The sequence below is a fragment of the Streptomyces sp. NBC_00663 genome, assembly GCF_036226885.1.
Lineage (GTDB): Bacteria > Actinomycetota > Actinomycetes > Streptomycetales > Streptomycetaceae > Streptomyces.
In genome coordinates this window covers 2954025-2979747 of sequence record NZ_CP109027.1, presented here as the reverse complement: position 1 = coordinate 2979747, position 25723 = coordinate 2954025, and the positions used below count along the sequence as shown (strand labels likewise).

Here is a 25723-nt window from a genome sequence, read left to right as displayed (position 1 = left end):
TAAATGGGGCGAGTGACCACTACCGATCGTCGGACAGTGCTCCGCGCCACCGCCGGGCTCGCGTTCACCGCCGGGTGCGCCACCCATGGTGCCGTCGCTCATCCGGCCCCCTCCCGGTCCGCCGGCCCCTCGGCCGGACCCCCCGCCCCCGGCCCCCGCCGATTCCCCGGCCGCCCCGCCCAACTCACCCACGGCCCCCGCACCCACCCCCGCGTCGCCCTCACCTTCCACGGCAACGGCGACCCCGCCACCGCCAGGGCACTGCTCTCCGCAGCCGAGGAACACGGCGCCCGCATCACCGTCCTGGCCGTCGGCACCTGGCTCGACGAGCACCCCGAGCTCGCCCGCCGCATCCTCGACGGCGGCCATGACCTCGGCAACCACACCCTGCACCACCTCGGCGTCAACGACATGTCCGAGGCCGACGCGCTCGCCGAGATCGAGGGCTGCGCCGACCGGCTGCGCCGACTCACCGGCTCCATCGGCAGCTGGTTCCGGCCCTCGCGTGCCGCCCGGGCCTCGCCGCTCGTCGAACGGCTGGCCCACCGCGTCGGCTACCCGCACGTCCTGTCGTACGACGTCGACTCCCTGGACTTCACCTCGCCCGGCGCCCCCGCGATCACCCGCAAGGTGCTCGGCGAGGTCCGGAACGGGTCCGTGGTGAGCCTGCACTTCGGGTACGCCGACACGGTCGCCGCCCTCCCCGCCGTACTGGAAGCACTCGACCGCCGCGGCCTGTCCGCGGTGACCACCACGGAGCTGTTCAGCTGATGCACCGCCTTGTGAAGCAGACCCTGGCCGCGGGGGCCGTCCTCGCCGCCCTCGCCGCCTGCGGCACCGAGACCCATGACCATGCCGCGCCCGAGCACACCCCGACCCGGGCGGCCGTCCCCGCGCCGCCGAAGAAGAAGCCCGTCCAGGGCCTGCCCGGCATGCCGCCGGTCCTCGATCCGCAGGACGTGTACGCCGCCGACCGCCCGGGCAAGCTCTCCCCGGTGGTCAAGGACTTCCCGTCGCGGGTGTACGTCCCCAACACCGAGTCCGACACGGTCTCCGTCATCGACCCGAAGACGTACAGGATCATCGAGACGATCCGTGTCGGCCGTCAGCCCCAACACGTCGTCCCCTCCTGGGACATGAAGACGCTGTGGGTCAACAACAACCGTGGCCACACCCTCACCCCCATCGACCCGAGGACCGGGAAGGCGGGCAAGCCGGTCGAGGTGCACGACCCGTACAACCTCTACTTCACGCCCAACGGCAAGTACGCCGTCGTCATGGCCTCCCTCGACCGCGAGCTCGTCTTCCGCGACCCGCACACCATGGAGCGCAAGAAGACCGTCCCGGTCACCTGTTACGGCGTCAACCACGCCGACTTCTCGCTCGACGGCCGGTACTTCATCGTGTCCTGCGAGTTCAGCGGCGAGCTGCTCAAGGTCGACACCGAGAAGATGAAGGTCGTCGGACAGCAGAAACTCCCCTTCGACGGGGCCATGCCGCAGGACGTGAAGATCTCGCCCGACGGCAAGCGCTTCTACGTCGCCGACATGATGGCCGACGGCATGTGGGTCCTGGACGGCGACAAGTTCGACAAGCCGAAGCTCATCCCCACCGGCAAGGGCACCCACGGTCTCTACGTCAGCCGCGACTCACGCGAGATGTACGTCTCCAACCGGGGCGAGGGCACCATCTCCGTCTGGGACTTCGCCAAGGACAAGGTGACGAAGAAGTGGCATCTGCCCCAGGGAGGCAGCCCCGACATGGGCGGCGTCTCGGCCGACGGCAAGGTGTTGTGGCTGTCGGGGCGGTACGACGCCGAGGTGTACGCCATCGACACCCGCACCGGCACCCAGCTGGCCCGCGTCAAGGTCGGCAGCGGACCGCACGGACTCGCCGTCTACCCGCAGCCCGGACGCTACTCACTGGGCCACACCGGCATCTTCCGCTGATCTTCGGTCAGTTGACACGCCGCCGCACGAGTGAAGATCCCCGACCCACCCCGGCCGGGCCGGGAGGGTGCTCCCATGATCACCACTCGCCTGCGGCGGCGTGTCGCTGCCGCCGCTCTGTCCCTCGCCGCCGTCTTCGCCACCACGGCGGCCACCGTCCCCTCGAAGGCCCCTGCGACCCCCGACTGCAAGGTCCAGTACGACGACCCCGTCAAGGCCGCCGCCGACCGCACCGTCGACGTCAGCCGCATCACCCCCGAGCCGGTCTGGCGCAAGAGCTGCGGCACCCTCTACCGCAGCGACGGCCGCGGCCCGGAGATCGTCTTCGCGGAGGGCTTCAAGCCCAGGGACGTCGTCGACGGCCAGTACGACATCGAGAAGTACGTCCTGGTCAACCAGCCCTCCCCGTACGTCTCCACGACCTACGACCACGACCTGTACAAGACGTGGTGGAAGTCCGGCTACAACTACTACATCGACGCCCCGGGCGGCGTGGACGTCAACAAGACCATCGGCGACACCCACAAATGGGCCGACCAGGTCGAGGTGGCCTTCCCCGGTGGCATCGCCCGGAAGTACATCATCGGTGTCTGTCCGGTGAACAAGACCACCAAGGTCGAGATCATGAGCGGCTGTCAGAGCAACCCGCATTACGAGGCGTGGCACTGAGCAGCAGCAACTCCGCCCCCACCGGCCGGTAACCGGCCGCCTGGAACGCCCGCGCGCTGCGGGCGTTCCCCGGCGCGACCTGCGCCCACAGCGGCTCGGCGACGAGCTGCCGGGCGGCGGTCACCAGCCGCCGCCCCAGCCCCCGGTGCCGTACGTCCTCGTCGACCTCGACCGAGACCTCCAGGCGTCCACCGATCCCGCGTCCCATGACCAGCACCCCGCCGTCCGCCGTCCAGGCCCGCACGTCGTCGCGGCGCCCGCGGGCGTAGACGATCCGCGGATGACCGGCGTCCTCGATCTCCCGCAGCGCGAGCGGCGGCTCGCCGGGCAGGGGCGGGCCGACCAGCATCGTGTCGATGGTCTCGGCCGTACGCCCCGTCCGCGCCAGGAAGGCCGCCAGGAAGCGTGGGTTCATGCTCGCGGCGAGAGGGTCGCAGTCGAGGCCGCGCAGCGTCGCGTACACCCAGTCCGGGTCCTCGTCGGTGAAGACGACGGAGTGCGCGGTGAAGGCGAGGACCCCGGCGTCCCGGGGTGACGCCTGCGGTACGACCGTCGTACGGCCGTCCGCCGGCGGGAAGACACCGCGGGCCGCCGCGTCGAGAACGTGCCGAAGAGTCTCCACCGCACCCGCCCTTGAGTCTCCACCCACTGGAAGGCCCAGACTCACACACATGATCGACGACGGCACCGGACTTTTCACCATCGGCGAGCTGGCCCGGGCCACCGGACTGACCGTGCGCACCATCCGCTACTGGTCGGACGAGGGGGTCCTGGAACCGGTGACCCGCTCGACGGGCGGCTACCGGCTGTACGACACCTCGTGCGCCGCCCGCCTGGAACTGATCCGCACCCTGCGCGAGCTGGGCCTCGGCCTGGACGACGTACGCAAGGTGCTGGACGGGGAGCGGACCGTCGCGGAGGTGGCGGCGGCGCATGTCACGGCGCTGGACGCGCAGATCCGGCAGCTGAGGGTGACCCGGGCGGTGCTGTCGACCGTGGCGCGACGCGGTTCGACCGCAGAGGAGATGACCCTGATGAACAAGCTGGCACGGCTGTCGGCGGCCGAACGGGCCCGGATCGTCGAGGACTTCACGACAGAGATCTTCGAGGGACTCGACACCGCCGACCCCGACATCCGCAGGCGGCTGCGGTTCGCCCCGGCCGACCTGCCGGACGACCCGACGCCCGAGCAGGTGGACGCGTGGGTCGAGCTCGCCGAGATGATGCAGGACCCCGAGTTCCGGACGCTGATGCGCAGGATGATCGAGTTCAACGCGGCGGACCGCGGCCCGGACGTGCCCGCGGGCACCTCGCTGTGGTTCATGAGCCGCCTGGTGCAGCTCGCGGGGGAGGCGCTGGAGCGGGGTGTCGCACCCGAGGCGCCCGAGGCCGCCGACCTGCTGCGCGGGCTGCTCGGTGACGCGGACCCGGCCGAGGTGCTGACCCGGCTGGAGGCGGGCTCCAACGTGCGGGTGGCCCGGTATCGCCAGTTGTGGGCGACGGTGAAGGGGCTCGGGCCGCAGGCGGCGTACGAGGAGGAGTTCGCGTGGGTGGTCGCCGCACTGCGTGTTCGGGCCGCCGGTTAACCTGACCTCCGGCAACAAGCCAGCAAGGTACGACGAAAAGGGGCGGATCGGTGGCGAACATCGACGAGGCACGCAAGGACTTCGAGCGGATCGACACGGACGGTGACGGCTTCATCACCGCCGCTGAGTTCAAGACCGCCCTCGCCCAGGAAGGCGACTGGAACGTCACCGAGTCGGTCGCCGAGGTGATCATCAAGACCCGTGACCTCAACGGCGACAAGGTGCTCTCCTTCGACGAGTTCTGGGCCTACCTGAGCAAGTGACGCACGCGGAAGGGGGCGCCCGAGAAGCTGGGAGAGGCTTCCAGGGGCGCCCCCTTCGTCATGCCCGGCGCACGCTCCAGCGGCCGTCCCGCCGGTCCAGCACCAGGGGCAGGTCGAAGCACTTGCCCACCTGGTCACCGGTGAGGACCTCGGCGGCCGGACCCCGCGCGAGGACCCGGCCCTCGCGCAGCAGCAGGGCGTGGGTGGTGCCGCCCGGTAGCTCTTCCAGATGGTGGGTGACCAGGACCGTCGCCAGCGTCGGATGCTCCCGGCGCAGCTCGTCCAGCGCCGCGATCAGCTGCTCCCGGCCCGGCAGATCGAGGCCGGTCGCCGGTTCGTCCAGGAGCAGCAGGCGCGGTTGCGGCATCAGCGCCCGCGCGATCAGCGTGCGCCCGCGCTGCCCCTGCGACAGCGTGGGCCAGCGGGCGTCGCGGAGGTCGGCGAGACCGAGGGTGGCGATGAGCCGGTCCGCCCGTTCCTCCTGCGCGGGAGTCGGACGCCAACGCGGCAGCGGGGCAACGGAATTGGTCAGCCCCGTCAGGACCACGTCCCGGGTGCGCAGCGGCCGCGTGAGCGGATGACGCGGATCGACATGACCCACGTACGCCCGCAGTTCCCGCAGGTCGACCCGGCCCAGGCGGCGCCCGAGCACCTCCACCGTCCCGCGCGTGGGATGGACCACGGCGCCCAGCAGGCTCAGCAGGGTCGACTTGCCCGCCCCGTTGGCGCCGAGGAGCGCCCAGTGCTCGCCGGCCCGGACGGTCAGGCTCACCTCCTGGAGGATCGGCCGCCCCTCCCGTACGACATCCACGCCTTCCGCGCGCAGCACCTCCGTCACCGCAGCCCCCGGTTCACCGCGGACAGCACCGCCGCCGTCGCGCTCTCCCCGGCGCCCCACGCGGTGCGGCCGTTCACCTCGACCTCGGCGTAGGCGGTCCGGTCGGCGTCCTCGGTGAAGTCCAGGACGCGGACCGTGAACCCGGCGCCGGCGAGGGCGTCGACGAAGGCGGACACCGGGCCCGCGCCCGTGCCCTCGTAGTCACCGGCCCGGTCACCGGTGCGCAGGGTGCAGACGAAACGGTGCGCGTCCGGACCGTCCTGGTGGACGGACCAGGTCTCCAGCGCCACCTCGCCGTCCGCGACGACATACGTCGAGCGGAACAGGTCGTACAGCTCCTTCGGCGTCATCTCCCGCCCGCTGTCGTCCGTGGCCGCCTGCACGACGCGGGAGAAGTCCGGGCGCATGCGCGGCGGCAGGTCGACGCCGTGGTGGGTCTTCAGCAGGTACGCCATGCCGCCCTTGCCCGACTGGGAGTTCACCCGGATCACCGCCTCGTAGGAGCGGCCGATGTCGGCCGGGTCGATCGGCAGGTACGGGACGCTCCAGTGCTCGTCCGGGTGCGCGGCCCGATGCGCGAAACCCTTGCTGATCGCGTCCTGATGGGTGCCGGAGAACGCGGTGTGGACCAGGTCACCGGCGTAGGGGTGGCGCGGGTGTACCGGCAGGCGATTGCAGTGCTCGACGGTCTCCTTGACGTGGTCGATGTCGCTGAAATCGACCATGGGGTCCACACCCTGGGCGTACAGGTTCATGGCGAGGGTCACCAGGTCGACGTTGCCGGTGCGCTCGCCGTTGCCGAACAGGCAGCCCTCGACGCGCTGCGCGCCCGCCAGGACCGCCAGTTCGGCGCAGGCGACGCCGGTGCCGCGATCGTTGTGGGGGTGCACGGAGAGGATGACCGAGTCACGTCGGGACAGATTGCGGTGGACGTACTCGATCTGGTCGGCGTACACGTTCGGGGTCGCGATCTCCACCGTCGCCGGGAGGTTGTGGGTGACCGGGCGGTCGGGGCTCGCGTCCCACAGCACGGTCAGCATGTCGCACAGTTCCAGGACGAGGTCCGGCTCGGTGAGGTTGAAGGTCTCGGGGGAGAACTGGAAGCGGACACCGGGGTGTTGTCCGAGCCGGGCCATCCGCTCGGCGGCCTCCCGTACGGTCCGCCGGATGTCCGCCCGGTCGCGGCCGAGGACGACCTCGCGCCACACCGGTGACGTGGCGATGTACAGATGGACGACTGCCCTCGGCAGCCCCTCGATCGACTCGAAGGTCCGGTCGATGAGATCGGCCCTGGCCGGAGTGAAGACGACCGGCGTGACGTCGTCGGGCACGGCGTCGCTGGTCACCAGATGCCGGACGAAGTCGAAGTCGGCGCGGCTGGCGGACGGATAGCCCACCTCGATCTCCTTGAACCCGGTCGCGACCAGCAGGTCGTACAGGCGGCGCTTGCGCGGGGTGTCCATCGGCTCGGCCAGCGCCTGGTTGCCGTCGCGCAGGTCCACGGGGACCCAGAGCGGGGCGCGCTCGATACGGGCGCAGGGCCAACTCCGGTCGGCCACGGGGACGTTCACCCGCTCGTCGTACGGGCGGTAGCGGTGGTACGGCATGGGACTCGGGCGCTGCGGATTCCAGACGCTGGTCATGGCTTCGGCGTTTCCTTCGGCTCGGTCGGAAGAGACCGGCGGCAGCACGGCGCCCGCGGCGGGGTGCCGGTCGCGTCAGGCCCCGCCGCGGCAGCCGAGAAGAAGGAGACCACGGAAGATCATGGGAGTACGCTAGCCACTCCTCAGGTCCTCAGACAAGTGGGAAACGTGAAATGAGTACGTCGTCATCACCCCTGGGCCCCCTCCGGCCCAGCCCGCTGGTGGAACAGGCCGCCGAACGCCTGCGCGCGCAGATCGCCGCCGGCCACTGGGCGGTCGGCGGCAAGCTGCCCGGCGAGACCACCCTCGCCAAGGAGTTGGGCGTGGGCCGCTCCACGGTCCGCGAGGCCCTGCGCGCCCTGGCCGGCGCGGGGCTGGTCCAACCCCGGCAGGGCGCCGGGGTGTTCGTCCTCGCCACGGAACCGACGGCGGACTGGCCGACCCGGCTGCGGCGGGCCGCGGTGACGGATGTCTACGAGGTGCGGATGGGGCTGGAAGTGCACGCCGCCCGCCTCGCCGCCCGGCGCCGGACACCGGAGGACGTGGCGGCCATGGAGCTGGCGCTGCGGGGCCGCAGGGCGGCTTCCCTCCTGGACGACGAGGCGTTCATCGACGCCGACATCGCCTTCCACGCGGCGGTGGTGGGGGCCGCCCACAACCCCGTACTCGCCGATCTGTTCACGGAGTTCACCCCGGTCCTCAGACAGGGCCTCCTCGAACTCCTGACCCTGACCGGCCTGCGCACCCACGACCCCAACACGGCCGACGAGGCCCATGAGGCGCTGGTGCGGGCGGTCGCGGACGGCGACGCGGAGGCGGCGGCGGAGGTGGTGCGGGCCGAGCTGGAGGACCCCTTCGCGGCTTAGGAAGCGTGTCTGCGGTACTGTCCCGGCGCCACCCCGTACTCCCGCTTGAACGCCTTGGCGAAGGCGAACTCCGATGTGTAGCCGGTGCGTTGGGCGACCTGGCGGAGCGGCAGGTCCGCCTCGCGCAGCAGCCGGCCGGCCGTCGTCATGCGCCACCACGTCAGATACGCGAGCGGCGGCCGCCCCACCAGCGTGGTGAACCGCCGGGCGAACGCCGCCCGGGACAGACCGCCGTGGGCGCCGAGTTCCTCGACCGTCCAGGGGTGGTCCGGCGCGGCGTGGACGGCTTGCAGCGCCGCCGTCACCGCGGGGTCGGCGAGCGCCGCCGCCCAGCCCGTGGGATGCCGGTCGGTGCGGGCCTCGCCCTGCCACCAGGCGCGCAGGATGTAGAGCAGCAGGGTGTCCAGGAGCGCTGCGACGATGGCGTCCGACCCCGGCCGCGGCTCCTCCAGCTCGCTGCCCAGCAGCTCCACGGTCGCCCGCAGAGACCGGTGGGCGCCGACCGTGGCGGGCAGATGCACGACCTCCGGCAGCTCGGTGAGCAGGGGGTGTGCCCGGCTGCGGTCCAGCCAGTAGGCACCGCACAGCAGCACCGTGTCCGGCGCGGCGTCCCGTACGGGAGGCGGGGGCGGGGACGGGGGCGCGTCCGGCTGGAACCTCACGATCGTCGGCTCCACGTCCGGACCGCTGGTCAGCGCGTACCCCCGTCCGTGCGCCAGGAACACCACGTCGCCCGGCGCGAGCGCCACCGGCTCGCCCGCCGAGGGCAACAGCCAGGCCGACCCCCGCAGCACCACATGGAACCCGGCGCCCTCCGAGTCCTCGATCCGCATTCCCCAGGGCGCGTACTTGTCCCGCCGCCCCGAGTGCGGGCGCCCGGTGCGCATCGCGGCGATCGCGTCGCTGAGTACGTCCATGTCCACCACCGTAGCCGGGAGTTGGAGGGGAGAGACGCTGAGACAGGAAACGGAGATCAGCAGACATGGATCGTCTCGTCCGGGGCTCCTAGCGTGGACACCATGCCAACTACCGCACGTACCGTGCTCTTTCATGAAATCGGCGGACCCGAGGTACTGACCATCGAGGACGTACTGGTGCCCGCTCCCGGCCCCGGCCAAGTGGCCGTCCGGGTCGAGGCGTTGGGCCTCAACCGCGCCGAAGCCCTCTTCCGCTCCGGCGCCTACTACTACCAGCCCGCCCTCCCCGCTTCCCGCCTCGGCTACGAGGCGTCCGGAGTCGTCGAGGCGGTCGGCGCGGGCGTCACCGCGCTGACCGTCGGCGACCTGGTGACGACCGGACCCGGCATCGAGATGAGCGCCCAGGGGGTGTACGCGGAACGGGTCGTCCTGCCCGAGACCTCGGTGCTGCCCCGCCCCGCTTCCGTGGACGCCGTCACGGGGGCGGCGTCCTGGCTGACGTACACGACCGCCTACGGGGCCCTCCTGGAGACGGCGGGGCTCAGGCCCGGCGACCACGTCCTGATCACCGGGGCCTCCAGCGGGGTGGGCACGGCGGCGATCCAGGTGGCCCGTCGCGTGGGCGCGATCCCGCTGGCCACGACCCGTACGGAGGTGAAGCGGCAGGGGCTGCTGGACGCGGGGGCGGCCGAGGTGATCGTTTCCGAGGGCGGTGCCGAGACCGTGGCCAAGGAGGTCAGGCGGCTCACCGGCGGAAAGGGTGTCGAGGTGATCTTCGACGCGATCGGCGGCCCCGGCTTCCGTCCGCTCGCCGAGGCGCTCGCGGAGGGCGGCTCGGTGGTCGCCTACGGCCGGCTGGACAGCCGCCCCGCCGAGATCCCCTGGAACTGGCCCTTCACGATCCACACCTACGCCAACATGATCCTCACCGCGACACCGGGCGGGCGCCGCCGCTCCACGGCCTTCCTCAACGCGGGCTTGTCCGACGGCGGCTTCCGCCCGGTGGTCGCCGAGGTCTTCGAGGGCCTGGACCGCATCCAGGACGCCCATGCTCTGATGGAGTCGAACCGCCACACGGGGAAGATCGTGGTCCGGATCTGAGCCCGCCGGAATACACCTCGCCCGGCCGGGGTTGATGCCACTCAGACGTATGCACATGCATAAAATCTGGAGGGCATGTCATGAAGATCGGCATCATCGGCGCGGGAAACATCGGCGGCAACCTCACCCGACGGCTCACCGCCCTCGGGCACGAGGTGGCGGTGGCCAACTCCCGCGGCCCCCACACCCTCACCGCGCTCGCGGAGGAGACGGGCGCGACGCCCGTCCCGGTCGAGGAGGCCGCGCGCGGTGCGGAGGTCGTCGTCGTCACGATCCCGCTCAAGGCGATCCCGGACCTGCCGAAGGGCGTCCTCGACGGGGCGGCGGACGGGGTGGCGGTGATCGACACCGGCAACTACTACCCGCAGCAGCGCGACGGCAGGATCGCCGAGATCGAGGACGAGGGCGTGACGGAGAGCCGCTGGACGGAACGGCACCTCGGCCACCCCGTCATCAAGGCCTTCAACGGCACCTACGCCCAGGACATCCTGGACCGCCACCGCCCCGCCGGTGCCCCCGACCGCCAGGCCCTCCCGGTCGCCGGCGACGACGAGGCGGCCAAGGCGAAGGTCCGCGCCCTCATCGATGAACTCGGCTTCGACACGGTCGACGCGGGCGGCCTCGACGACTCCTGGCGCCAGCAGCCGGACACGCCGGTGTACGGCCTGCGGGAGGGCGTTGACGCGGTCACGAAGGCACTGGCGGAGGCGAGCCCGGAACGTCCGGCTGGGTTCCGCGCCTGACGCCTGCCAGAGGTCAGACGATCTCCAACGGCACGTGCGGCCCGTCCGGCAGCTCCACCTTGATCCCGTCGCCGGGCCGCACGACCCCGCCCTCCAGGACGACGCTCATGATCCCGCCCTTGAGCCGGAGCTTCCCGTCGTCGTCCCGGGTGACGACCTCCTTCAGGAGCCCCTTCCGGAACGCGTCGATCTGAAGGCAGGGGTTCCGCAACCCGGTCACCTCGACGACGGCGTGTTCGCCGAGGTGCAGCCGGGTTCCGACGGGCAGCGCGAGCAGGTCGATGCCCTGCGTGGTGACGTTCTCCCCGAGCTCCCCGGCCGCGACCTCGATCCCGGCTTCTCGCACCTCGTCGAACAACTCCTGGTGAAGAAGGTGCACTTGACGCAGATTCGGCTGTGAGGGGTCTCTCGCCACCCGGGACCGGTGCTTCACCGTCACCCCCGCGTGCACATCCCCCTCGACCCCGAGCCCGGCGAGCAGCGTGATGCTCTCCCGGTTCGGCTTGGTGAAGGAGTACGTCCCGTTGCTGCTGACCGCAGTGATCTTCCCGCCCATGGTGCGGAATCTATCTCAGGCGTCCTCGGCCCATTCCCGCAGTGCGGCCTTGGTCGCGAAGTCCGCCACGTTCTTGTCCAGCGGGTCGTCGGTGTACTGGTGGAAGCGCCACTTCGCCTTGATACGGGGCTTGCCCGCGGTCACGTAGTCCGCGATCCAGAGACCGTCGCCCGCGTAGGAGGTCGTGTCGATGTTCAGCCAGTAGTTCCGGTTCGTGTAGAGGACGACCCGGTTGTTCGGCCGCAGCTCCTTCACCTTCCGGATGAACCGGTCCTTCTCCGCGTTGGTCGCGTGCGTCCCCTCGCCCGTGGTCTCCCAGTCCACGGCGAGGATGTCGCCCGCCCGTTCCGGGGCCTTGCTCACGAAGTACTCCGCCTGGGCCGTCAGGTTGCCCGGCCAGAGGAAGTGGTAGAAGCCGACGACCAGACCGGCGTCCCGGGCCCGCTTCGTCTGGGCCGCGAGTTTGGGGTTGGTGTACGTACGGCCCTCCGTCGCCTTGATGAAGACGAAGGAGAGGCCGTCGGTGCCGTAGGAGGAGGACTGGTACGCGCTTACATCGATGCCGCGCAGCATGGGGGGACTCCCTGAAGTGCCGTTGGGGGGACAGGGGTTGGCGGGTGAATCGCCAACCACCTTGGCATGGAGGCCCCTTGCCCGTTCAGCACTCGATGATGTTCACCGCGAGTCCGCCGCGGGCGGTCTCCTTGTATTTGACGCTCATGTCGGCGCCGGTCTCCTTCATGGTCTTGATGACCTTGTCGAGGGAGACCTTGTGGGAGCCGTCGCCGCGCATGGCCATGCGGGCGGCGGTGACGGCCTTGACGGCGGCCATGCCGTTGCGTTCGATGCAGGGGATCTGGACGAGTCCGCCGACGGGGTCGCAGGTGAGGCCGAGGTTGTGTTCCATGCCGATCTCGGCGGCGTTCTCGACCTGTTCGGGGGAGCCGCCGAGGACTTCGGCCAGCGCGCCCGCCGCCATGGAGCAGGCGGAGCCCACCTCGCCCTGGCAGCCGACCTCGGCGCCGGAGATGGAGGCGTTCTCCTTGAAGAGCATGCCGATCGCGCCGGCGGCCAGCAGGAAGCGGACCACGCCGTCCTCGTCGGCTCCGGGGACGAAGTTGATGTAGTAGTGCAGGACGGCGGGGATGATGCCAGCCGCGCCGTTCGTCGGGGCGGTCACCACCCGGCCGCCGGCGGCGTTCTCCTCGTTGACGGCCATGGCGTAGAGGGTGATCCACTCCATGGCGTGCGCCAGCGGGTCGCCCTCCGCGCGGAGTTGGCGTGCCGTGACGGCGGCGCGGCGTTTGACCCTGAGTCCGCCCGGCAGGATGCCTTCACGGGTCATGCCGCGCGTCACGCAGGCCTGCATGACGCGCCAGATGTCGAGGAGTCCGGAGCGGATCTCGTCTTCGGTGCGCCAGGCGCGTTCGTTCTCCAGCATGAGCGCGGAGATCGACAGGCCGGTCTCCTTGGTCAGGCGCAGGAGTTCGTCGCCGGTACGGAAGGGGTATTTGAGGACCGTGTCGTCGAGCTTGATGCGGTCCGCGCCGACCGCGTCCTCGTCGACGACGAAGCCGCCGCCCACCGAGTAGTACGTCTTCGACAACAGCTCGGCACCCGAGGCGTCGAACGCCCACAGCGTCATGCCGTTGGCGTGGTACGGGAGCGTCTTGCGGCGGTGCAGGATCAGATCGTCGTCGTAGGAGAACGCGATCTCACGCTCACCCAGCAGGTTCAGCCGCCCCGTGTCCTTGATCGACGACACCCGGTCGTCCGCGTTCTCGACGTCCACCGTCCGAGGGGACGCGCCCTCCAGGCCGAGCAGCACCGCCTTCGGTGTGCCGTGGCCATGGCCGGTCGCGCCCAGGGAGCCGTACAGCTCCGAGCGGACTGTCGCCACCGAGGACAGGACGCCCTCGTTGCGCAGACGGCGGGCGAACATACGGGCCGCACGCATCGGGCCGACCGTGTGCGAGCTCGACGGACCGATGCCGATCGAGAACAGGTCGAAGACCGAGATGGCCACGGGAACTCCTAAAGAAAGGGTGGGGGCACACGCCATCGGGTGCCCCCACCAGGGAACTACTTGTTCAGACCGGGGTAAAGCGGGTGCTTGTCGGCAAGCGCCCTGACCCGGGTCTTCAGGCTTTCGACGTCGTACGACGGCTTCAGCGCCTCCGCGATCACGTCGGCGACCTCGGTGAAGTCCTCGGCGGTGAAGCCGCGGGTGGCCAGGGCCGGGGTGCCGATCCGCAGGCCCGAGGTCACCATCGGGGGGCGCGGGTCGTTGGGGACGGCGTTGCGGTTGACCGTGATGCCGACCTCGTGGAGACGGTCCTCGGCCTGCTGGCCGTCCAGCTCCGACTCGCGCAGATCCACCAGGATCAGGTGCACGTCGGTGCCGCCGGAGAGCACGTTGACCCCGGCCTCGCGGGCGTCCGCGGCCGTCAGGCGCTCGGCGAGGATGCGCGCACCCTCCACGGTACGCCGCTGGCGCTCCTTGAACTCCTCGCTCGCGGCGACCTTGAAGGAGACCGCCTTGGCGGCGATCACGTGCTCCAGCGGGCCGCCCTGGAAGCCGGGGAAGACGGAGGAGTTCAGCTTCTTGGCGAAGGCCTGCTTGGCGAGGATGATGCCGCCGCGGGGGCCGCCCAGGGTCTTGTGGGTGGTGGAGGTGACCACGTCGGCGTGCTCGACGGGGTTGGGGTGCAGTCCGGCGGCGACCAGGCCGGCGAAGTGGGCCATGTCGACCCACAGGTAGGCCTCGACCTCGTCGGCGATCCGGCGGAACTCGGCGAAGTCGAGCTGGCGCGGGTAGGCGGACCAGCCGGCGATGATCACCTTGGGGCGGTGTTCCTTGGCGAGGCGTTCGACCTCGGCCATGTCGACCAGGCCGGCGTCGTCGACGTGGTAGGCGACGACGTTGAACTGCTTGCCGGAGAAGTTCAGGCGCATGCCGTGGGTGAGGTGGCCGCCGTGGGCGAGGTCCAGGCCCAGGATGGTGTCGCCGGGGGAGGCGAGGGCGAAGAGGGCGGCCTGGTTGGCGGAGGCGCCGGAGTGGGGCTGGACGTTGGCGTACTCGGCGCCGAACAGGTCCTTGATCCGGTCGATGGCGATCTGCTCGGCGACGTCGACGTGCTCGCAGCCGCCGTAGTAGCGGCGGCCGGGGTAGCCCTCGGCGTACTTGTTGGTCAGGACCGAGCCCTGGGCCTCCATGACCGCGAGCGGAGCGAAGTTCTCCGAGGCGATCATCTCCAGGGTGGACTGCTGCCGGTTCAGCTCGGCATCGACCGCGGCGGCGATCTCCGGGTCCAGCTCATGCAGGGGCGTGTTCAGTGCGGACATCAGGTGTACGACTCCTCAGCCGGCGGAAAAGGCGGTGTACTCGTCGGCGGAGAGCAGGTCGGCCGGCTCGTCCGCGGTGCGTACCTTGAACAGCCAGCCGCCCTCGAAGGGGGCGGAGTTCACCAGCGACGGATCGTTGACGACGTCCTCGTTGACCTCGGTGACCTCACCGGAGACGGGGGAGTACAGGTCGCTGACCGACTTGGTCGACTCCAGCTCGCCGCAGGTCTCGCCCGCGGTCACCGTGTCACCGACCTCGGGGAGCTGCACGAAGACGACATCGCCGAGCGCGTTGGCCGCGTGCTCCGTGATGCCGACCGTCGAGACGCCGTCCTCGGCGCCCGACAGCCACTCGTGCTCCTTGCTGTAGCGCAGCTGCTGGGGGTTGCTCATGGCCTGAATTCTCCTGTACGCGGGGGAGTGCTGATGAATGCGGGACTGCTGGGAAGTGCGTGAGCAGCGGAAATGTGCGCAGGGTCACGCGCGGGCGCGCGACCTCGCGTCCAGTGTCTACTTCTGCCGCTTGTAGAAGGGGAGAGCCACGACCTCGTACGGCTCGTGCGTGCCCCGGATGTCCACCCCGACGCCGTCCGTGCCAGGCGCGGAGTACATGGCGTCGACGTAGGCCATCGCGATCGGCTTGCCCAGCGTGGGGGAGGGGGCGCCGGAGGTGACCTCGCCGATCACCTTGCCCTCGGCGACGACGGCGTACCCGGCGCGGGGGACGCGACGGCCCTCGGCGATCAGGCCGACGAGGACGCGCGGCGGCTCGTGGTCGGCGTTCTCGGCGGCCTCGCGCAGCGCCGCGCGGCCCACGAAGTCGCCCTCCTTCTCGAACTTGACGACCCGGCCGAGCCCCGCGTCGAAGGGGGTCAGCTCGGTCGACAGCTCATGCCCGTACAGCGGCATGCCCGCCTCCAGGCGCAGCGTGTCCCGGCAGGACAGACCGCAGGGGACCAGACCGACGCCCTCGCCGGCCTTGGTCAGGGCCTGCCACAGCTCAACGGCGTCCGAAGGCTTCACGAAGAGCTCGAAGCCGTCCTCGCCGGTGTAGCCGGTGCGGGCGATCAGGGCCGGGACGCCGGCGACCGTGCCGGGCAGACCGGCGTAGTACTTCAGACCGTCGAGGTCGGCGTCGGTGAGGGACGCGAGGATGCCGGGGGACTCGGGGCCCTGGACGGCGAGCAGCGCGTACGCGTCCCGGTCGTCGCGCACCTCGGCGTCGAAGCCGACCGAGCGCTCGACGAGCGCGTCGAGGACGACCTGGGCGTTGGAGGCGTTCGCCACGACCATGTACTCGGTCTCGGCCAGCCGGTAGACGATCAGGTCGTCGAGGATGCCGCCGTCCTCGCGGCAGATCATGGTGTAGCGGGCGCGGCCGACGCCGACGGAGGCGATGTTGCCGACGAGAGCGAAGTTCAGCAGCTGGGCGGCCTGCGGCCCGGTCACCGTGATCTCGCCCATGTGGGAGAGGTCGAAGAGCCCGGCCTTCGTCCGCACGGCGTTGTGCTCGTCGCGCTCGGAGCCGTAGCGCAGCGGCATGTCCCAGCCGGCGAAGTCGGTCATCGTCGCGCCGAGCGCGCGATGCAGGGCGTCGAGCGCGGTCAGGCGGGGTTCATTGCTCATCGGACGGTTGTCTCCCAAGGCATGACGGGCGAGGTCGTTCCTCCCCATCTGTCATCGGAACCTGAGAGGTTCGCCATGACCGCAGGGGACATGACTTGCACCTTGGGTGGAGCCACCGGAGGGCGGCTCGCTTTTCAGATGTGCCTCGCCCGCGCGGTAACGGGGCCTGAGAGATTCAAGGGAGGGACTTGCTCCTTCGGCGCCCCAACCAGTGGTGGGGACTCTCCCGCGCGGATTCAAACGGCCGGTATGCAGTTGGCGCGGACATCATTGCACGCATCGGGCACGGGCGGCAGGGCCGCATCGTCCCCGCCCGTCGCCACCCCCTTTGTGACTGGCTTGTGGCACGACGATCACCAAAACAAGAGAGACACCCCATTACCTTCTCTTTACGCTCGGTGGGGAGGGGAACCCCCCTGACCCCGGAGGAGGACGATCACGGTGAACAGGCCCACTGCGTACGCCACCACCTCGGCCGTCGCGCTGCCCGCACAGCCGACCGCTCCGGCCCAGGAGGCATGCGCACCGCGGCCGGTCGTGCGTGACCTGCGCGACCGCGCCGGCCACAGCCCGCACGCCCTGCTCTTCGCCCCGGCCGACCTGGTGGTGATCACCGGCCTGCCCGGCAGCGGCAAGTCGACCCTGATGCGACGCGCCGTCAAGGGCGTACGGATCGACTCCCAGGACACCCGCGACCGCTGGGACGCCCGCGCGCCCCGCCTTCTGCCGTACGCGCTCTACCGTCCCCTGGTCCGCTTCGCCCACTACGTCGGCCTGCGCCGCACCCTGCGCTCCGGCGAGGGGGTCGTGGTGCACGACTGCGGCACCCAGTCCTGGGTGCGCGGCTGGCTGGCCCGCGCGGCCCAGCGCCGCGGCGGCACCCTGCACCTGCTGCTGCTCGACGTCACCCCGGACACCGCGCTCCAGGGCCAGCGCGAGCGCGGCCGGGGCGTCTCGCGCTACGCCTTCCTCCGCCACCGCACGGCGGCCGCCCGTCTGATCCGCTCCGTGGAGAAGGGCGAACTGCCCCAGGGAGTGGGCTCCGCGATCCTCCTCGACCGAGAGGCAGCGGACGCCCTACGCCGGATCGGGTTCACGGGCTGACGGGCAGGGCGCCAGGGGCCTGCCACCCGTTAGCCTTTCAGCCACACCAGCGGTACTCGGCAGGCGGACGGACAGATGGACTTCCCGGCACAGGACTTCCCGGCACAGGCGCACCCCTATCCGCACGGCGGCGGATGGCCCGGCAACGAGCTGGAGGAGGTGCTCTCGGCCTCCCTCGGTGTGCCCGGGGCCGGCGGCCGGATCATCGAGGTCCTTGGCCGCAGCTTCGTCTGGGTCCCCCTGCCGAACGGCGGCGGCGCCCACACCGGCCCCCTCGATCTGCCCACCCTCCAGATCGAGGGCCAGGCCTACGTCCCGGTCTTCAGCTCGGAGGAACAGTTCCGTCAGGTCGCCGGGGCGCACATGTCGTACACCGTCGCCCCCGCGGTGGAGTTCGCGCGCGGACTGCCGCCGCAGCTCGGCATGGCCCTCAACCCGGACGGCGTGGTCGGCGTGCCCCTTCCGCCGGCCGCCGTGGCGGACCTGTGCCGGGTGGGCCGCACCCCGCTGGACGGCCCCAACAGCGGCGGCCGGGTCAAGCTCTACGAGCCCGACTGGCAGGACGACCCGGTGGACTTCCTCGCCGCGGCCTGCGCCGAGTTCGCCGCGACGGGAGTCGTCCTGACGGCCCGCCGCTGCCTCGCCGCCATCGAGACGGCCGACCCCGTGATGTTCGTGGGCGTGGAGCTCTCCCCATGGGAGGGCGACTTGCGTACCCTCCCGATGGACGCCCTGGGCCGGGCGTTGGGCCAGGCACCGGTGGCCTGGCCGGTCAACCTGGTCCTGCTGGACGTGGTGGACGACCCGGTGGGCCACTGGATGCGCGAGACGGTACGTCCGTTCTACACGCAGGGCATGTAGACGTACCCAAGGTGCGCGATCAACCCCCACGGCCCGCAGCCCGCAACACACCACAAGCCCCGAGCTCTCAACGCTTAAGCTGTTTCCGACTACGAAACTTTCCCGAAGGGGCGGTAGAAGGTGAGTGCCAGCGGCACAGCGACCGGCCAGGTCGAGCACATGCTGCGCCAGGTGACGCCAGGGCGCTACGACGCCTACGAGGCACTCCTCCGCGCCCTCGCCACCCCCTCCTCCGGCCAGATCTGGATGCTCCTCTGGCACGGCCAGGCGGGCTCCCCGGACGCCCAGTACGGAAACATGGAAGTGGACGGCTACGGCTACGCACCTTGCGTGACCTCCGCCCAGGAACTCTCGGCGAGCGGCTGGAACCGCTCGTACGAAGTCGTCGACGGCGTCGACGTGGCACGCACCCTCTACCCGGACCATTTCGGTCTGTGGCTCAACCCGCACGCCCCCGGCGGCGGCGTCGGCATCCCCTGGCTCGACCTGCGCCGGATCGCGACCGGCCTGGAGCGCCAGCCCGCGGGTCCCCTGCGGCTGTCGGAGCCCGGTATCGAGATCCCGCAGTTCTACGCCCTGATCGCGCAGAACGCCCACCGCACCCCGGCCGTCCGCTCGCTGCGCCGCGCCTGGGTGCAGCCGGCGCTCGGGGCGCCGTACCTCGCCATCGGTCTTGATGTCTACGACACCAGTCCGCCCGCCGTCGACTCGGTGCGCGCGATGATGCAGCAGTCCATCGGCGCGGTCCCCGACGGGCTGCCGGTGTCGACCGTGGCCATGTCCGACGAGTACGACCCGGTCGCGATGTGGATGCGGGCCGGCGCCCGTCCCTTCTACGACCGCGAGGCGCACGCGGCCCCGGCGCAGGCGCCGGCGGCCGGGTACGGCTACCCTCCGGCGCCCGGCGGCTACTGAGCCGAACCAGCCACAGGCTCCCGTGTTACGGGAGTGTGTCTGCGCGCGTAGATGAGGGCAGAAGGCCCCGTGAGGCCCGTATTGCCCCAACTGGCCTGCGTCCGGCGGCCGTTACCTGCTGTCCGGATAACGGAACCCCGCAGCCCGCATCACGTTTATGCATCCTTTCCTCGCCAAGTCTGGCAACAGATCGCCAAAGCGTTGAAGACTCCCGCACCAGGGGTGGGTTCGCCCCTGTGTACGACGGACTGATCACGCCGCTACAGCGGCAAGTGCGGGCCGGCTACCGCCGGTTGAGAGGGGTCCCTGCCAGATGACGGCACCATTGCACGAGCCGACCGCGGAAGCGGCCCCGAGCGCGGCCGAAGAAGCGGCGGTCAACGCCGGCGCCAAGGCCGTACAGGGGCGTTCCCTGGGCCGGATCGCCTGGGAGCGTTTGAAGCGGGACAAACTCGCCCTCGCGGGCGGCATCGTCGTGCTCTTGCTCATCGCGGTCGCGCTGCTCGCGCCCGTGATCACCAGCCTCTACGGCCAGGACCCGAACTCGTACAACGACAAGGACCTGATCGACCCGCTGTTCGGCACCCCCAAGGGGTCCTTCGGCGGCATGAGCGGTGACCACTGGCTCGGCGTCGAGCCGGTCAACGGCCGTGACATCTTCGCCCGCATCGTCTACGGCGCCCGGATCTCGCTGCTCGTCGGCTTCCTGTCCGCGATCGTCGCCGTGATCATCGGTACCGTCCTGGGCGTCCTGGCCGGCTTCTTCGGCGGCTGGGTCGACTCGGCCATCAGCCGGGTCATGGACGGTCTGCTGGCCTTCCCGCAGCTGCTGTTCATCATCGCGCTGGTCTCCGTCATGCCGAACGAGATGCTCGGACTGTCCGGCACGGGCGTGCGCCTGTTCGTGATGATCCTGGTCATCGGCTTCTTCGGCTGGCCCTACATCGGACGCGTGGTGCGCGGCCAGACGCTCTCGCTGCGCGAGCGTGAATACGTCGAAGCGGCCCGTTCGCTCGGCGCCGGGCGGCTCTACATCCTGTTCAAGGAGCTGCTGCCCAACCTCGTCGCGCCGATCATCGTGTACACGACGATGATGATCCCCACCAACATCCTCACCGAGGCGGCGCTCAGCTTCCTGGGCGTGGGCGTCAAGCCGCCCACGGCCTCCTGGGGGCAGATGCTCTCGAACGCGATCGACTACTACAAGTCGGACCCCACCTACATGGTGGTCCCGGGTGTAGCGATCTTCATCACGGTTCTTGCCTTCAATCTCTTCGGCGACGGCGTGCGGGACGCGCTGGACCCGAAGGGATCCCGCTGAACTGCCGTACACAAAGCGTCCCGTGGCACCAACACGGGGTCTCTCATCAAATCCGGAGGATCCGAGATCGTGACTACCCAACGCACCTCAGGGCGGCGGAAGCAGGCACTCGCCGCTGCCGCCGCGGTCGCCGCGCTGCTGACGACGGCGGCGTGCGGCGGCGGCGATGACGACGGCGGCAACGGCAAGGGCTCCTCGACGGGCGCGGCCGGCTTCAACGCCGCGAACAACAAGGTCGCCCAGGCCTCGCTCGCCAAGAAGGGCGGCGAGCTGAAGTTCGCCGGTGCCCAGGACGCCGACTCGTGGGACACCACGCGCGGTTACTACGGCTTCATGTGGAACTTCGCGCGCTACTACAGCCGCCAGCTCGTCACCGGTGCCGCGGCCCCGGGCGAGAAGGGCACGGAGCTCACCCCGGACCTCGCCAACGGTCTCGCCAAGATCACCGACGGCGGCAAGACCTACACGTACACCCTGCGTGACGGCATCACGTGGGAAGACGGCAAGGAGATCACCTCCAAGGACGTCAAGTACGGCATCGAGCGCGTCTGGGCGCAGGACGTGCTGTCCGGCGGCCCGGTCTACCTGAAGGACGTCCTCGACCCCAAGGGCGAGTACAAGGGCCCGTACAAGGACTCCTCCGCCGACAAGCTCGGTCTGAAGGCGATCGACACTCCGGACGACAAGACCATCGTCTTCCACCTGCCGGAGCCCAACGCCGACTTCGAGGAGATCCTCGCCCTGGTCTCGGCGTCCCCGGTCCGCCAGGACATGGACACCAAGTCCAAGTACGGCCTGAAGCCGTTCTCCTCCGGCCCGTACAAGTTCCAGTCGTACAGCCCGGGCAAGGACCTGGTCCTGGTCCGCAACGACAAGTGGAACCAGGCCTCGGACCCGATCCGCAAGGCGTACCCGGACAAGATCTCGGTCAAGTTCTTCTCGAACGCCAACGACCTGGACGCCCGTCTGCTCGCCGGTGACTACGACCTGGACATCAACCAGACCGGTCTGTCCCCGCAGGGCCGCACCAGCGCCCTCCAGGAGCACAAGGCCAACCTGGACAACCCGGTCTCCGGCTACATCCGTTACGCGACCTTCCCGCAGAACGTGAAGCCGTTCGACAACGAGCACTGCCGCAAGGCCGTGATCTACGGCGCCGACCACGTCTCGCTCCAGACCGCGCGCGGTGGCCCGGTCGCCGGTGGTGACATCGGCACCAACATGCTCCCGCCGACCGTCCCCGGTTCCGAGGGCCAGTCGTACGACCCGTACGAGCTGAACGGCGCGAACAAGAACGGCAACGTCGCCAAGGCCAAGGAAGAGCTGAAGGCCTGCGGCAAGCCGAACGGCTTCAAGACCACGATCGCCGTCCGTAACAACAAGCCGGTCGAGGTCGCCACCGCCGAGTCGCTTCAGGCCTCCCTGAAGAAGGTCGGCATCGACGTCAACATCGACCAGTACGACGGTTCGCAGACGTCCGGCATCATCGGCAGCCCGTCCAACGTGGCCAAGAAGGGCTACGGCATCATCATCATGGGCTGGGGCGCCGACTTCCCGTCGGTCCAGGGCTTCGGTCTGCCGCTGTGGGACGGCAAGTACATCCTCGAGAGTGGCAACAACAACTTCGCCATGATCGACGACAAGAAGATCAACGGTCTGTTCGACACCTACGTGAAGACGCAGGACGACGCGGGCAAGCTGGCGATCGCCAAGGACATCAACCACGCGGTCATGGACGGCGGCTACTACCTGCCGTTCGTCTTCGAGAAGTTCGTCAACTGGCGCGGTGACCGACTCGCGAACGTCTACACGTCGGACAACTACAGCGGCATGTACGACTTCGTGAACCTCGGTCTGAAGTCCGCGAAGTAAACCCGGCACACCCGCCGTACGGCACGAAAGGCAGGTGAAGGCCGGCGACGTGGGAGCGCGGGCCATCGGACGACCTCCGGTGGCCCGCGGCCCGCGGCGGGCCGAGAGCTGTGCTCGCTTACCTCATCAGGCGGCTGTTCGCCGCCGTAGTGATGCTCGTGGTCATCATCATGGTGGTCTTCGGCATCTTCTTCCTCGTCCCCAAGTGGGCGGGCGTCGACGTCGCCTTGAGCTTCGTGGGCAAGCAGGCCGACCCCGCCGCCGTCGAAGGCGTGCGGCAGAAGCTCGGACTGAGCGACCCGATCTACGCTCAGGTCTGGGAGTTCTTCAAGGGACTCTTCGCCGGTCGCACCTATGTCGGCGGCGGTGACTCGGTGCACTGTGCCGCGCCGTGCTTCGGCTACTCCTTCCGCACCGAGCAGGCCATCTGGCCGGTGATCACGGACCGCTTCCCGGTGACCCTGGGTCTCGCGCTCGGTGCCGCCGTGCTGTGGCTGCTGTTCGGTGTGGCCGCGGGTGTGCTCTCCGCGCTCAAGCGGGGCAGCCTGTGGGACCGCGGTGCGATGGTCGTCGCCCTCGCGGGTGTCTCCCTCCCGATCTACTTCACCGGTCTGCTGAGCCTCGCGATCTTCTCGTACGGTCTCGGCTGGGTCGAGGGCGAGTACGTGCCCCTCGACGAGAGCTTCACCGGCTGGCTCGGCGGCATGATCCTCCCCTGGATCACCCTCGCCTTCCTCTACGCGGCGATGTACGCCCGGATCACCCGGGCCACCATGATGGAGATCCTCGGCGAGGACTACATCCGCACCGCCCGCGCGAAGGGCCTCAAGGAGCGGGTCGTCATCGGCAAGCACGCGATGCGCTCGACGATGACCCCCATCCTGACCATGCTCGGCATGGACCTCGGCGCCCTCATCGGCGGCGCGATCCTGACCGAGACCACGTTCAGCCTGCCGGGCCTCGGCCAGGCGGTGCTCAACGGCATCAAGACCCAGGACCTGCCCATCATTCTGGGCGTCACCCTGATCACTTCTCTCGCGGTGCTGATCGCCAACCTCGTGGTGGACATCCTCTATGCCGTGATCGACCCCCGAGTGAGGCTCGCATGACCGAACTCAGCAAGAGCGGAGCGGCCGTGGGCGAGCCCACCCCCGCCTCGCCCGCGCCGACCTCCTTCCTGGAGGTGCGCGACCTCAAGGTGCACTTCCCGACCGACGACGGTCTGGTCAAGTCCGTCGACGGGCTCTCCTTCAAGCTGGAGAAGGGCAAGACCCTCGGCATCGTGGGCGAGTCCGGCTCCGGCAAGTCGGTGACCTCGCTCGGCATCATGGGCCTGCACACCGCCGGTCAGTACGGCAAGCGCAAGGCGCAGATCTCCGGCGAGATCTGGCTGGACGGCACCGAGCTGCTCACCGCCGACCCGGACCATGTGCGCAAGCTGCGTGGCCGCGAGATGGCGATGATCTTCCAGGACCCGCTGTCGGCGCTGCACCCGTACTACACGATCGGCCAGCAGATCGTGGAGGCGTACCGCATCCACCACAAGGTGGACAAGAAGACCGCCAAGCGCCGCGCGGTGGAGATGCTCGACCGGGTCGGCATCCCGCAGCCGGACAAGCGGGTGGACAACTACCCGCACGAGTTCTCCGGCGGTATGCGCCAGCGCGCGATGATCGCGATGTCGCTGGTCAACAACCCCGAACTGCTCATCGCGGACGAGCCGACGACCGCCCTGGACGTGACCGTCCAGGCGCAGATCCTCGACCTGATCCGGGACTTGCAGAAGGAGTTCGGCTCCGCGGTCATCATCATCACCCACGACCTGGGCGTCGTCGCCGAGCTCGCCGACGACATCCTGGTGATGTACGGCGGGCGCTGTGTCGAGCGTGGTCCGGCGGAGAAGGTGTTCTACGAGCCCCGCCACCCCTACACCTGGGGTCTGCTCGGTTCGATGCCGCGTCTCGACCGGGACCAGCAGGAGCGCCTGATCCCGGTGAAGGGCTCCCCGCCCTCGCTGATCAACATCCCGTCCGGCTGCGCCTTCAACCCGCGCTGCCCGTACGCGGACATCCCGAAGGACAACGTCACCCGCACGGTCCGCCCGGAGCTCGCCGAGGTCGGCAGCCAGCACTGGGCCGCCTGTCACATGTCGCAGGAGCAGCGGGAGCGTATCTGGATCGAAGAGATTGCGCCGAAGCTGTGAGCGAGGACAAAGTGAGCATCCCTGCGCAGAGCGACGGCACGCTGGTCACCAAGGCCGACGCCGCCCCCGGCGAGACGCTGCTGAAGGTGACCGGGCTCCAGAAGCACTTCCCGATCAAGAAGGGCCTGCTCCAGCGGCAGGTCGGCGCGGTCCGCGCGGTCGACGGCATCGACTTCGAGGTCAAGTCCGGCGAGACCCTCGGTGTCGTGGGCGAGTCGGGCTGCGGCAAGTCGACGATGGGCCGGCTGATCACCCGGCTGCTCGAACCGACGGCCGGCAAGGTCGAGTTCGAGGGCCAGGACATCACGCACCTCGGCGTCGGCGGTATGCGTCCGCTCCGCCGCGATGTGCAGATGATCTTCCAGGACCCGTACTCGTCGCTGAACCCGCGCCACACCATCGGCACGATCATCGGCGCCCCCTTCAAGCTCCAGGGCGTGACCCCCGAGGGCGGCATCAAGGCGGAGGTCCAGCGGCTGCTGTCGGTCGTGGGCCTCAACCCCGAGCACTACAACCGCTATCCGCACGAGTTCTCCGGCGGTCAGCGTCAGCGCATCGGCATCGCCCGCGCGCTGGCCCTGAACCCGAAGCTGGTCGTGGCCGACGAGCCGGTCTCCGCGCTCGACGTGTCGATCCAGGCCCAGGTCGTGAACCTGCTGGACGACCTCCAGCAGGAGCTCGGCCTGACGTACGTGATCATCGCGCACGACCTCTCGGTCGTCCGGCACGTCTCGGACCGGATCGCGGTGATGTACCTCGGCAAGATCGTCGAGCTGGCGGACCGCGAGTCGCTGTACAAGGCGCCGATGCACCCGTACACCAAGGCGCTCATGTCGGCGGTGCCGATCCCGGACCCGCGGCGCAAGAACGCCAAGTCCGAGCGCATCCTGCTCAAGGGTGACGTGCCCTCGCCGATCTCCCCGCCGAGCGGCTGCCGCTTCCACACCCGGTGCTGGAAGGCGACGCAGATCTGCACGACGACCGAGCCGAAGCTCATCGAGCTGAAGCCGGGCCAGCAGGTGGCCTGCCACCACCCGGAGAACTTCGAGGACCAGGCCCCGCAGGACACGGTCCTGCTGACGGTCGCGAAGGAAGCGGCGGAGTTGGTGGCGGACGAGGTCCTGGCGGAGTCGGCGGAAACGTCGGCGGCGGTCGCGGCGGAGGTCGGTGCTTCTGAGGACAGCGGCGAGTCGACCGACTCAGGGGCGCGGGGCACTGCTGAATCTGCGGCTACCGCCGCGGGGGCGCGAACGGCCCCCACCGGCCCGGAGCCGACCGACGAGCCCTCCACCGAAGCGGATGCCGACCGCCAGGAGTCAACCGACAAGTAACGCATGACGAGTTG

The 25723-nt window shown here is 69.9% G+C and carries 26 protein-coding genes and 2 riboswitches; of the genes, 16 read left to right on the top strand and 10 right to left on the bottom strand.

The window, feature by feature from the left end:
• Positions 1 to 3 precede the first annotated feature (3 nt).
• The 3 genes from OG866_RS13340 (at position 4) to OG866_RS13330 (ending at position 2618) form a co-directional block, all read left to right on the top strand.
• On the top strand, positions 4 to 771 hold the full coding sequence (locus OG866_RS13340) for a polysaccharide deacetylase family protein (RefSeq protein ID WP_329334477.1): 768 nt from the start codon (positions 4 to 6) through the stop codon (positions 769 to 771).
• Positions 771 to 1949, top strand: a complete 1179-nt coding sequence (locus tag OG866_RS13335; protein WP_329334475.1) for a YncE family protein — start codon at positions 771 to 773, stop codon at positions 1947 to 1949. The genes OG866_RS13340 and OG866_RS13335 overlap by 1 nt, the downstream gene beginning before the upstream one ends.
• Positions 1950 to 2024: 75 nt before the next feature.
• Positions 2025 to 2618, top strand: a complete 594-nt coding sequence (locus OG866_RS13330) for an ADP-ribosyltransferase (RefSeq protein ID WP_329334474.1) — start codon at positions 2025 to 2027, stop codon at positions 2616 to 2618.
• Here OG866_RS13330 and OG866_RS13325 read toward each other — a convergent pair.
• On the bottom strand, positions 2572 to 3240 hold the full coding sequence (locus OG866_RS13325; protein WP_329334472.1) for a GNAT family N-acetyltransferase: 669 nt from the start codon (positions 3238 to 3240) through the stop codon (positions 2572 to 2574). The two genes, OG866_RS13330 and OG866_RS13325, sit on opposite strands and share 47 nt — an antisense overlap.
• Positions 3241 to 3289: 49 nt before the next feature.
• On the opposite strand from OG866_RS13325, the gene OG866_RS13320 reads away from it, so the two are divergent.
• Positions 3290 to 4204: a MerR family transcriptional regulator gene (locus OG866_RS13320; RefSeq protein ID WP_329334470.1), complete on the top strand. Its 915-nt coding sequence runs from the start codon at positions 3290 to 3292 to the stop codon at positions 4202 to 4204.
• Between the two features lie 50 nt (positions 4205 to 4254).
• Entirely contained in the window at positions 4255 to 4467 is a 213-nt protein-coding gene (locus OG866_RS13315) for an EF-hand domain-containing protein (protein WP_126274470.1), read from the top strand.
• A 58-nt stretch (positions 4468 to 4525) separates the two neighbouring features.
• Here the strand turns inward: OG866_RS13315 and OG866_RS13310 are convergent, their stop codons facing one another.
• Both OG866_RS13310 and OG866_RS13305 read right to left on the bottom strand, forming a co-directional pair.
• Positions 4526 to 5305, bottom strand: coding sequence for an ABC transporter ATP-binding protein (locus OG866_RS13310; protein WP_329334466.1), 780 nt, complete (start codon positions 5303 to 5305; stop codon positions 4526 to 4528).
• The gene (locus OG866_RS13305) at positions 5302 to 6948 is read right to left on the bottom strand and encodes a 2-isopropylmalate synthase (RefSeq protein WP_329334464.1); all 1647 of its coding nucleotides are present in this window, start codon (positions 6946 to 6948) and stop codon (positions 5302 to 5304) included. Before OG866_RS13305 ends, OG866_RS13310 begins: the two co-directional genes overlap by 4 nt.
• Before the next feature lie 173 nt (positions 6949 to 7121).
• Here OG866_RS13305 and OG866_RS13300 point away from each other — a divergent pair, with 173 nt between their 5' ends.
• Positions 7122 to 7814 (top strand): FadR/GntR family transcriptional regulator, encoded by a 693-nt coding sequence (locus OG866_RS13300; protein WP_329334463.1) that lies wholly within the window; start codon positions 7122 to 7124, stop codon positions 7812 to 7814.
• Here OG866_RS13300 and OG866_RS13295 read toward each other — a convergent pair.
• The gene (locus OG866_RS13295; protein WP_329334462.1) at positions 7811 to 8731 is read right to left on the bottom strand and encodes an AraC family transcriptional regulator; all 921 of its coding nucleotides are present in this window, start codon (positions 8729 to 8731) and stop codon (positions 7811 to 7813) included. The two genes, OG866_RS13300 and OG866_RS13295, sit on opposite strands and share 4 nt — an antisense overlap.
• Positions 8732 to 8833: 102 nt before the next feature.
• Here OG866_RS13295 and OG866_RS13290 point away from each other — a divergent pair, with 102 nt between their 5' ends.
• Both OG866_RS13290 and OG866_RS13285 read left to right on the top strand, forming a co-directional pair.
• Positions 8834 to 9832, top strand: coding sequence for a zinc-dependent alcohol dehydrogenase family protein (locus OG866_RS13290; protein WP_329334461.1), 999 nt, complete (start codon positions 8834 to 8836; stop codon positions 9830 to 9832).
• An 80-nt stretch (positions 9833 to 9912) separates the two neighbouring features.
• Positions 9913 to 10575 carry an NADPH-dependent F420 reductase gene (locus OG866_RS13285; protein WP_329334460.1) on the top strand — a complete coding sequence of 221 codons (663 nt, stop codon included), beginning with the start codon at positions 9913 to 9915 and terminating at the stop codon, positions 10573 to 10575.
• Positions 10576 to 10588: 13 nt separating this feature from the next.
• Here the strand turns inward: OG866_RS13285 and OG866_RS13280 are convergent, their stop codons facing one another.
• The 6 genes from OG866_RS13280 to gcvT form a co-directional block, all read right to left on the bottom strand.
• Positions 10589 to 11131 (bottom strand): MOSC domain-containing protein, encoded by a 543-nt coding sequence (locus tag OG866_RS13280; protein ID WP_329334459.1) that lies wholly within the window; start codon positions 11129 to 11131, stop codon positions 10589 to 10591.
• 15 nt (positions 11132 to 11146) lie between these two features.
• Positions 11147 to 11704, bottom strand: coding sequence for a glycoside hydrolase family 25 protein (locus OG866_RS13275; protein ID WP_329334457.1), 558 nt, complete (start codon positions 11702 to 11704; stop codon positions 11147 to 11149).
• Positions 11705 to 11789: 85 nt separating this feature from the next.
• The gene (locus OG866_RS13270) at positions 11790 to 13157 is read right to left on the bottom strand and encodes an L-serine ammonia-lyase (protein ID WP_329334455.1); all 1368 of its coding nucleotides are present in this window, start codon (positions 13155 to 13157) and stop codon (positions 11790 to 11792) included.
• Between the two features lie 56 nt (positions 13158 to 13213).
• Positions 13214 to 14476, bottom strand: a complete 1263-nt coding sequence (gene glyA, locus OG866_RS13265; protein WP_329334453.1) for a serine hydroxymethyltransferase — start codon at positions 14474 to 14476, stop codon at positions 13214 to 13216.
• A gap of 15 nt (positions 14477 to 14491) precedes the next feature.
• Complete coding sequence (gcvH, locus tag OG866_RS13260) at positions 14492 to 14869, bottom strand: glycine cleavage system protein GcvH (RefSeq protein WP_329334451.1); 378 nt, start codon at positions 14867 to 14869, stop codon at positions 14492 to 14494.
• A 117-nt stretch (positions 14870 to 14986) separates the two neighbouring features.
• On the bottom strand, positions 14987 to 16102 hold the full coding sequence (gene gcvT, locus OG866_RS13255; RefSeq protein ID WP_329334450.1) for a glycine cleavage system aminomethyltransferase GcvT: 1116 nt from the start codon (positions 16100 to 16102) through the stop codon (positions 14987 to 14989).
• A gap of 38 nt (positions 16103 to 16140) precedes the next feature.
• Positions 16141 to 16246, bottom strand: a riboswitch (glycine riboswitch).
• A riboswitch (glycine riboswitch) is annotated at positions 16247 to 16341 on the bottom strand.
• A 202-nt stretch (positions 16342 to 16543) separates the two neighbouring features.
• Between gcvT and OG866_RS13250 the strand changes: the two genes are divergently transcribed.
• The 8 genes from OG866_RS13250 to OG866_RS13215 all read left to right on the top strand — a co-directional run bounded on the left by OG866_RS13250 (position 16544) and on the right by OG866_RS13215 (position 25709).
• On the top strand, positions 16544 to 17206 hold the full coding sequence (locus tag OG866_RS13250) for an AAA family ATPase (protein WP_329334449.1): 663 nt from the start codon (positions 16544 to 16546) through the stop codon (positions 17204 to 17206).
• A gap of 75 nt (positions 17207 to 17281) precedes the next feature.
• Complete coding sequence (locus tag OG866_RS13245) at positions 17282 to 18067, top strand: enhanced serine sensitivity protein SseB (RefSeq protein WP_329334448.1); 786 nt, start codon at positions 17282 to 17284, stop codon at positions 18065 to 18067.
• A gap of 120 nt (positions 18068 to 18187) precedes the next feature.
• A complete protein-coding gene (locus OG866_RS13240; RefSeq protein WP_329334447.1) occupies positions 18188 to 18982 on the top strand; it encodes an enhanced serine sensitivity protein SseB C-terminal domain-containing protein in 795 nt (264 codons plus the stop codon).
• Positions 18983 to 19295: 313 nt separating this feature from the next.
• A complete protein-coding gene (locus tag OG866_RS13235) occupies positions 19296 to 20303 on the top strand; it encodes an ABC transporter permease (RefSeq protein ID WP_329334446.1) in 1008 nt (335 codons plus the stop codon).
• Positions 20304 to 20372: 69 nt separating this feature from the next.
• Entirely contained in the window at positions 20373 to 22175 is a 1803-nt protein-coding gene (locus OG866_RS13230) for an ABC transporter substrate-binding protein (RefSeq protein ID WP_329334445.1), read from the top strand.
• Between the two features lie 110 nt (positions 22176 to 22285).
• Positions 22286 to 23284 carry an ABC transporter permease gene (locus OG866_RS13225; RefSeq protein WP_329334443.1) on the top strand — a complete coding sequence of 333 codons (999 nt, stop codon included), beginning with the start codon at positions 22286 to 22288 and terminating at the stop codon, positions 23282 to 23284.
• Positions 23281 to 24378, top strand: a complete 1098-nt coding sequence (locus tag OG866_RS13220) for an ABC transporter ATP-binding protein (protein WP_329334441.1) — start codon at positions 23281 to 23283, stop codon at positions 24376 to 24378. The genes OG866_RS13225 and OG866_RS13220 overlap by 4 nt, the downstream gene beginning before the upstream one ends.
• A gap of 11 nt (positions 24379 to 24389) precedes the next feature.
• Positions 24390 to 25709 (top strand): ABC transporter ATP-binding protein, encoded by a 1320-nt coding sequence (locus OG866_RS13215; RefSeq protein ID WP_329334439.1) that lies wholly within the window; start codon positions 24390 to 24392, stop codon positions 25707 to 25709.
• Positions 25710 to 25723 lie beyond the last annotated feature (14 nt).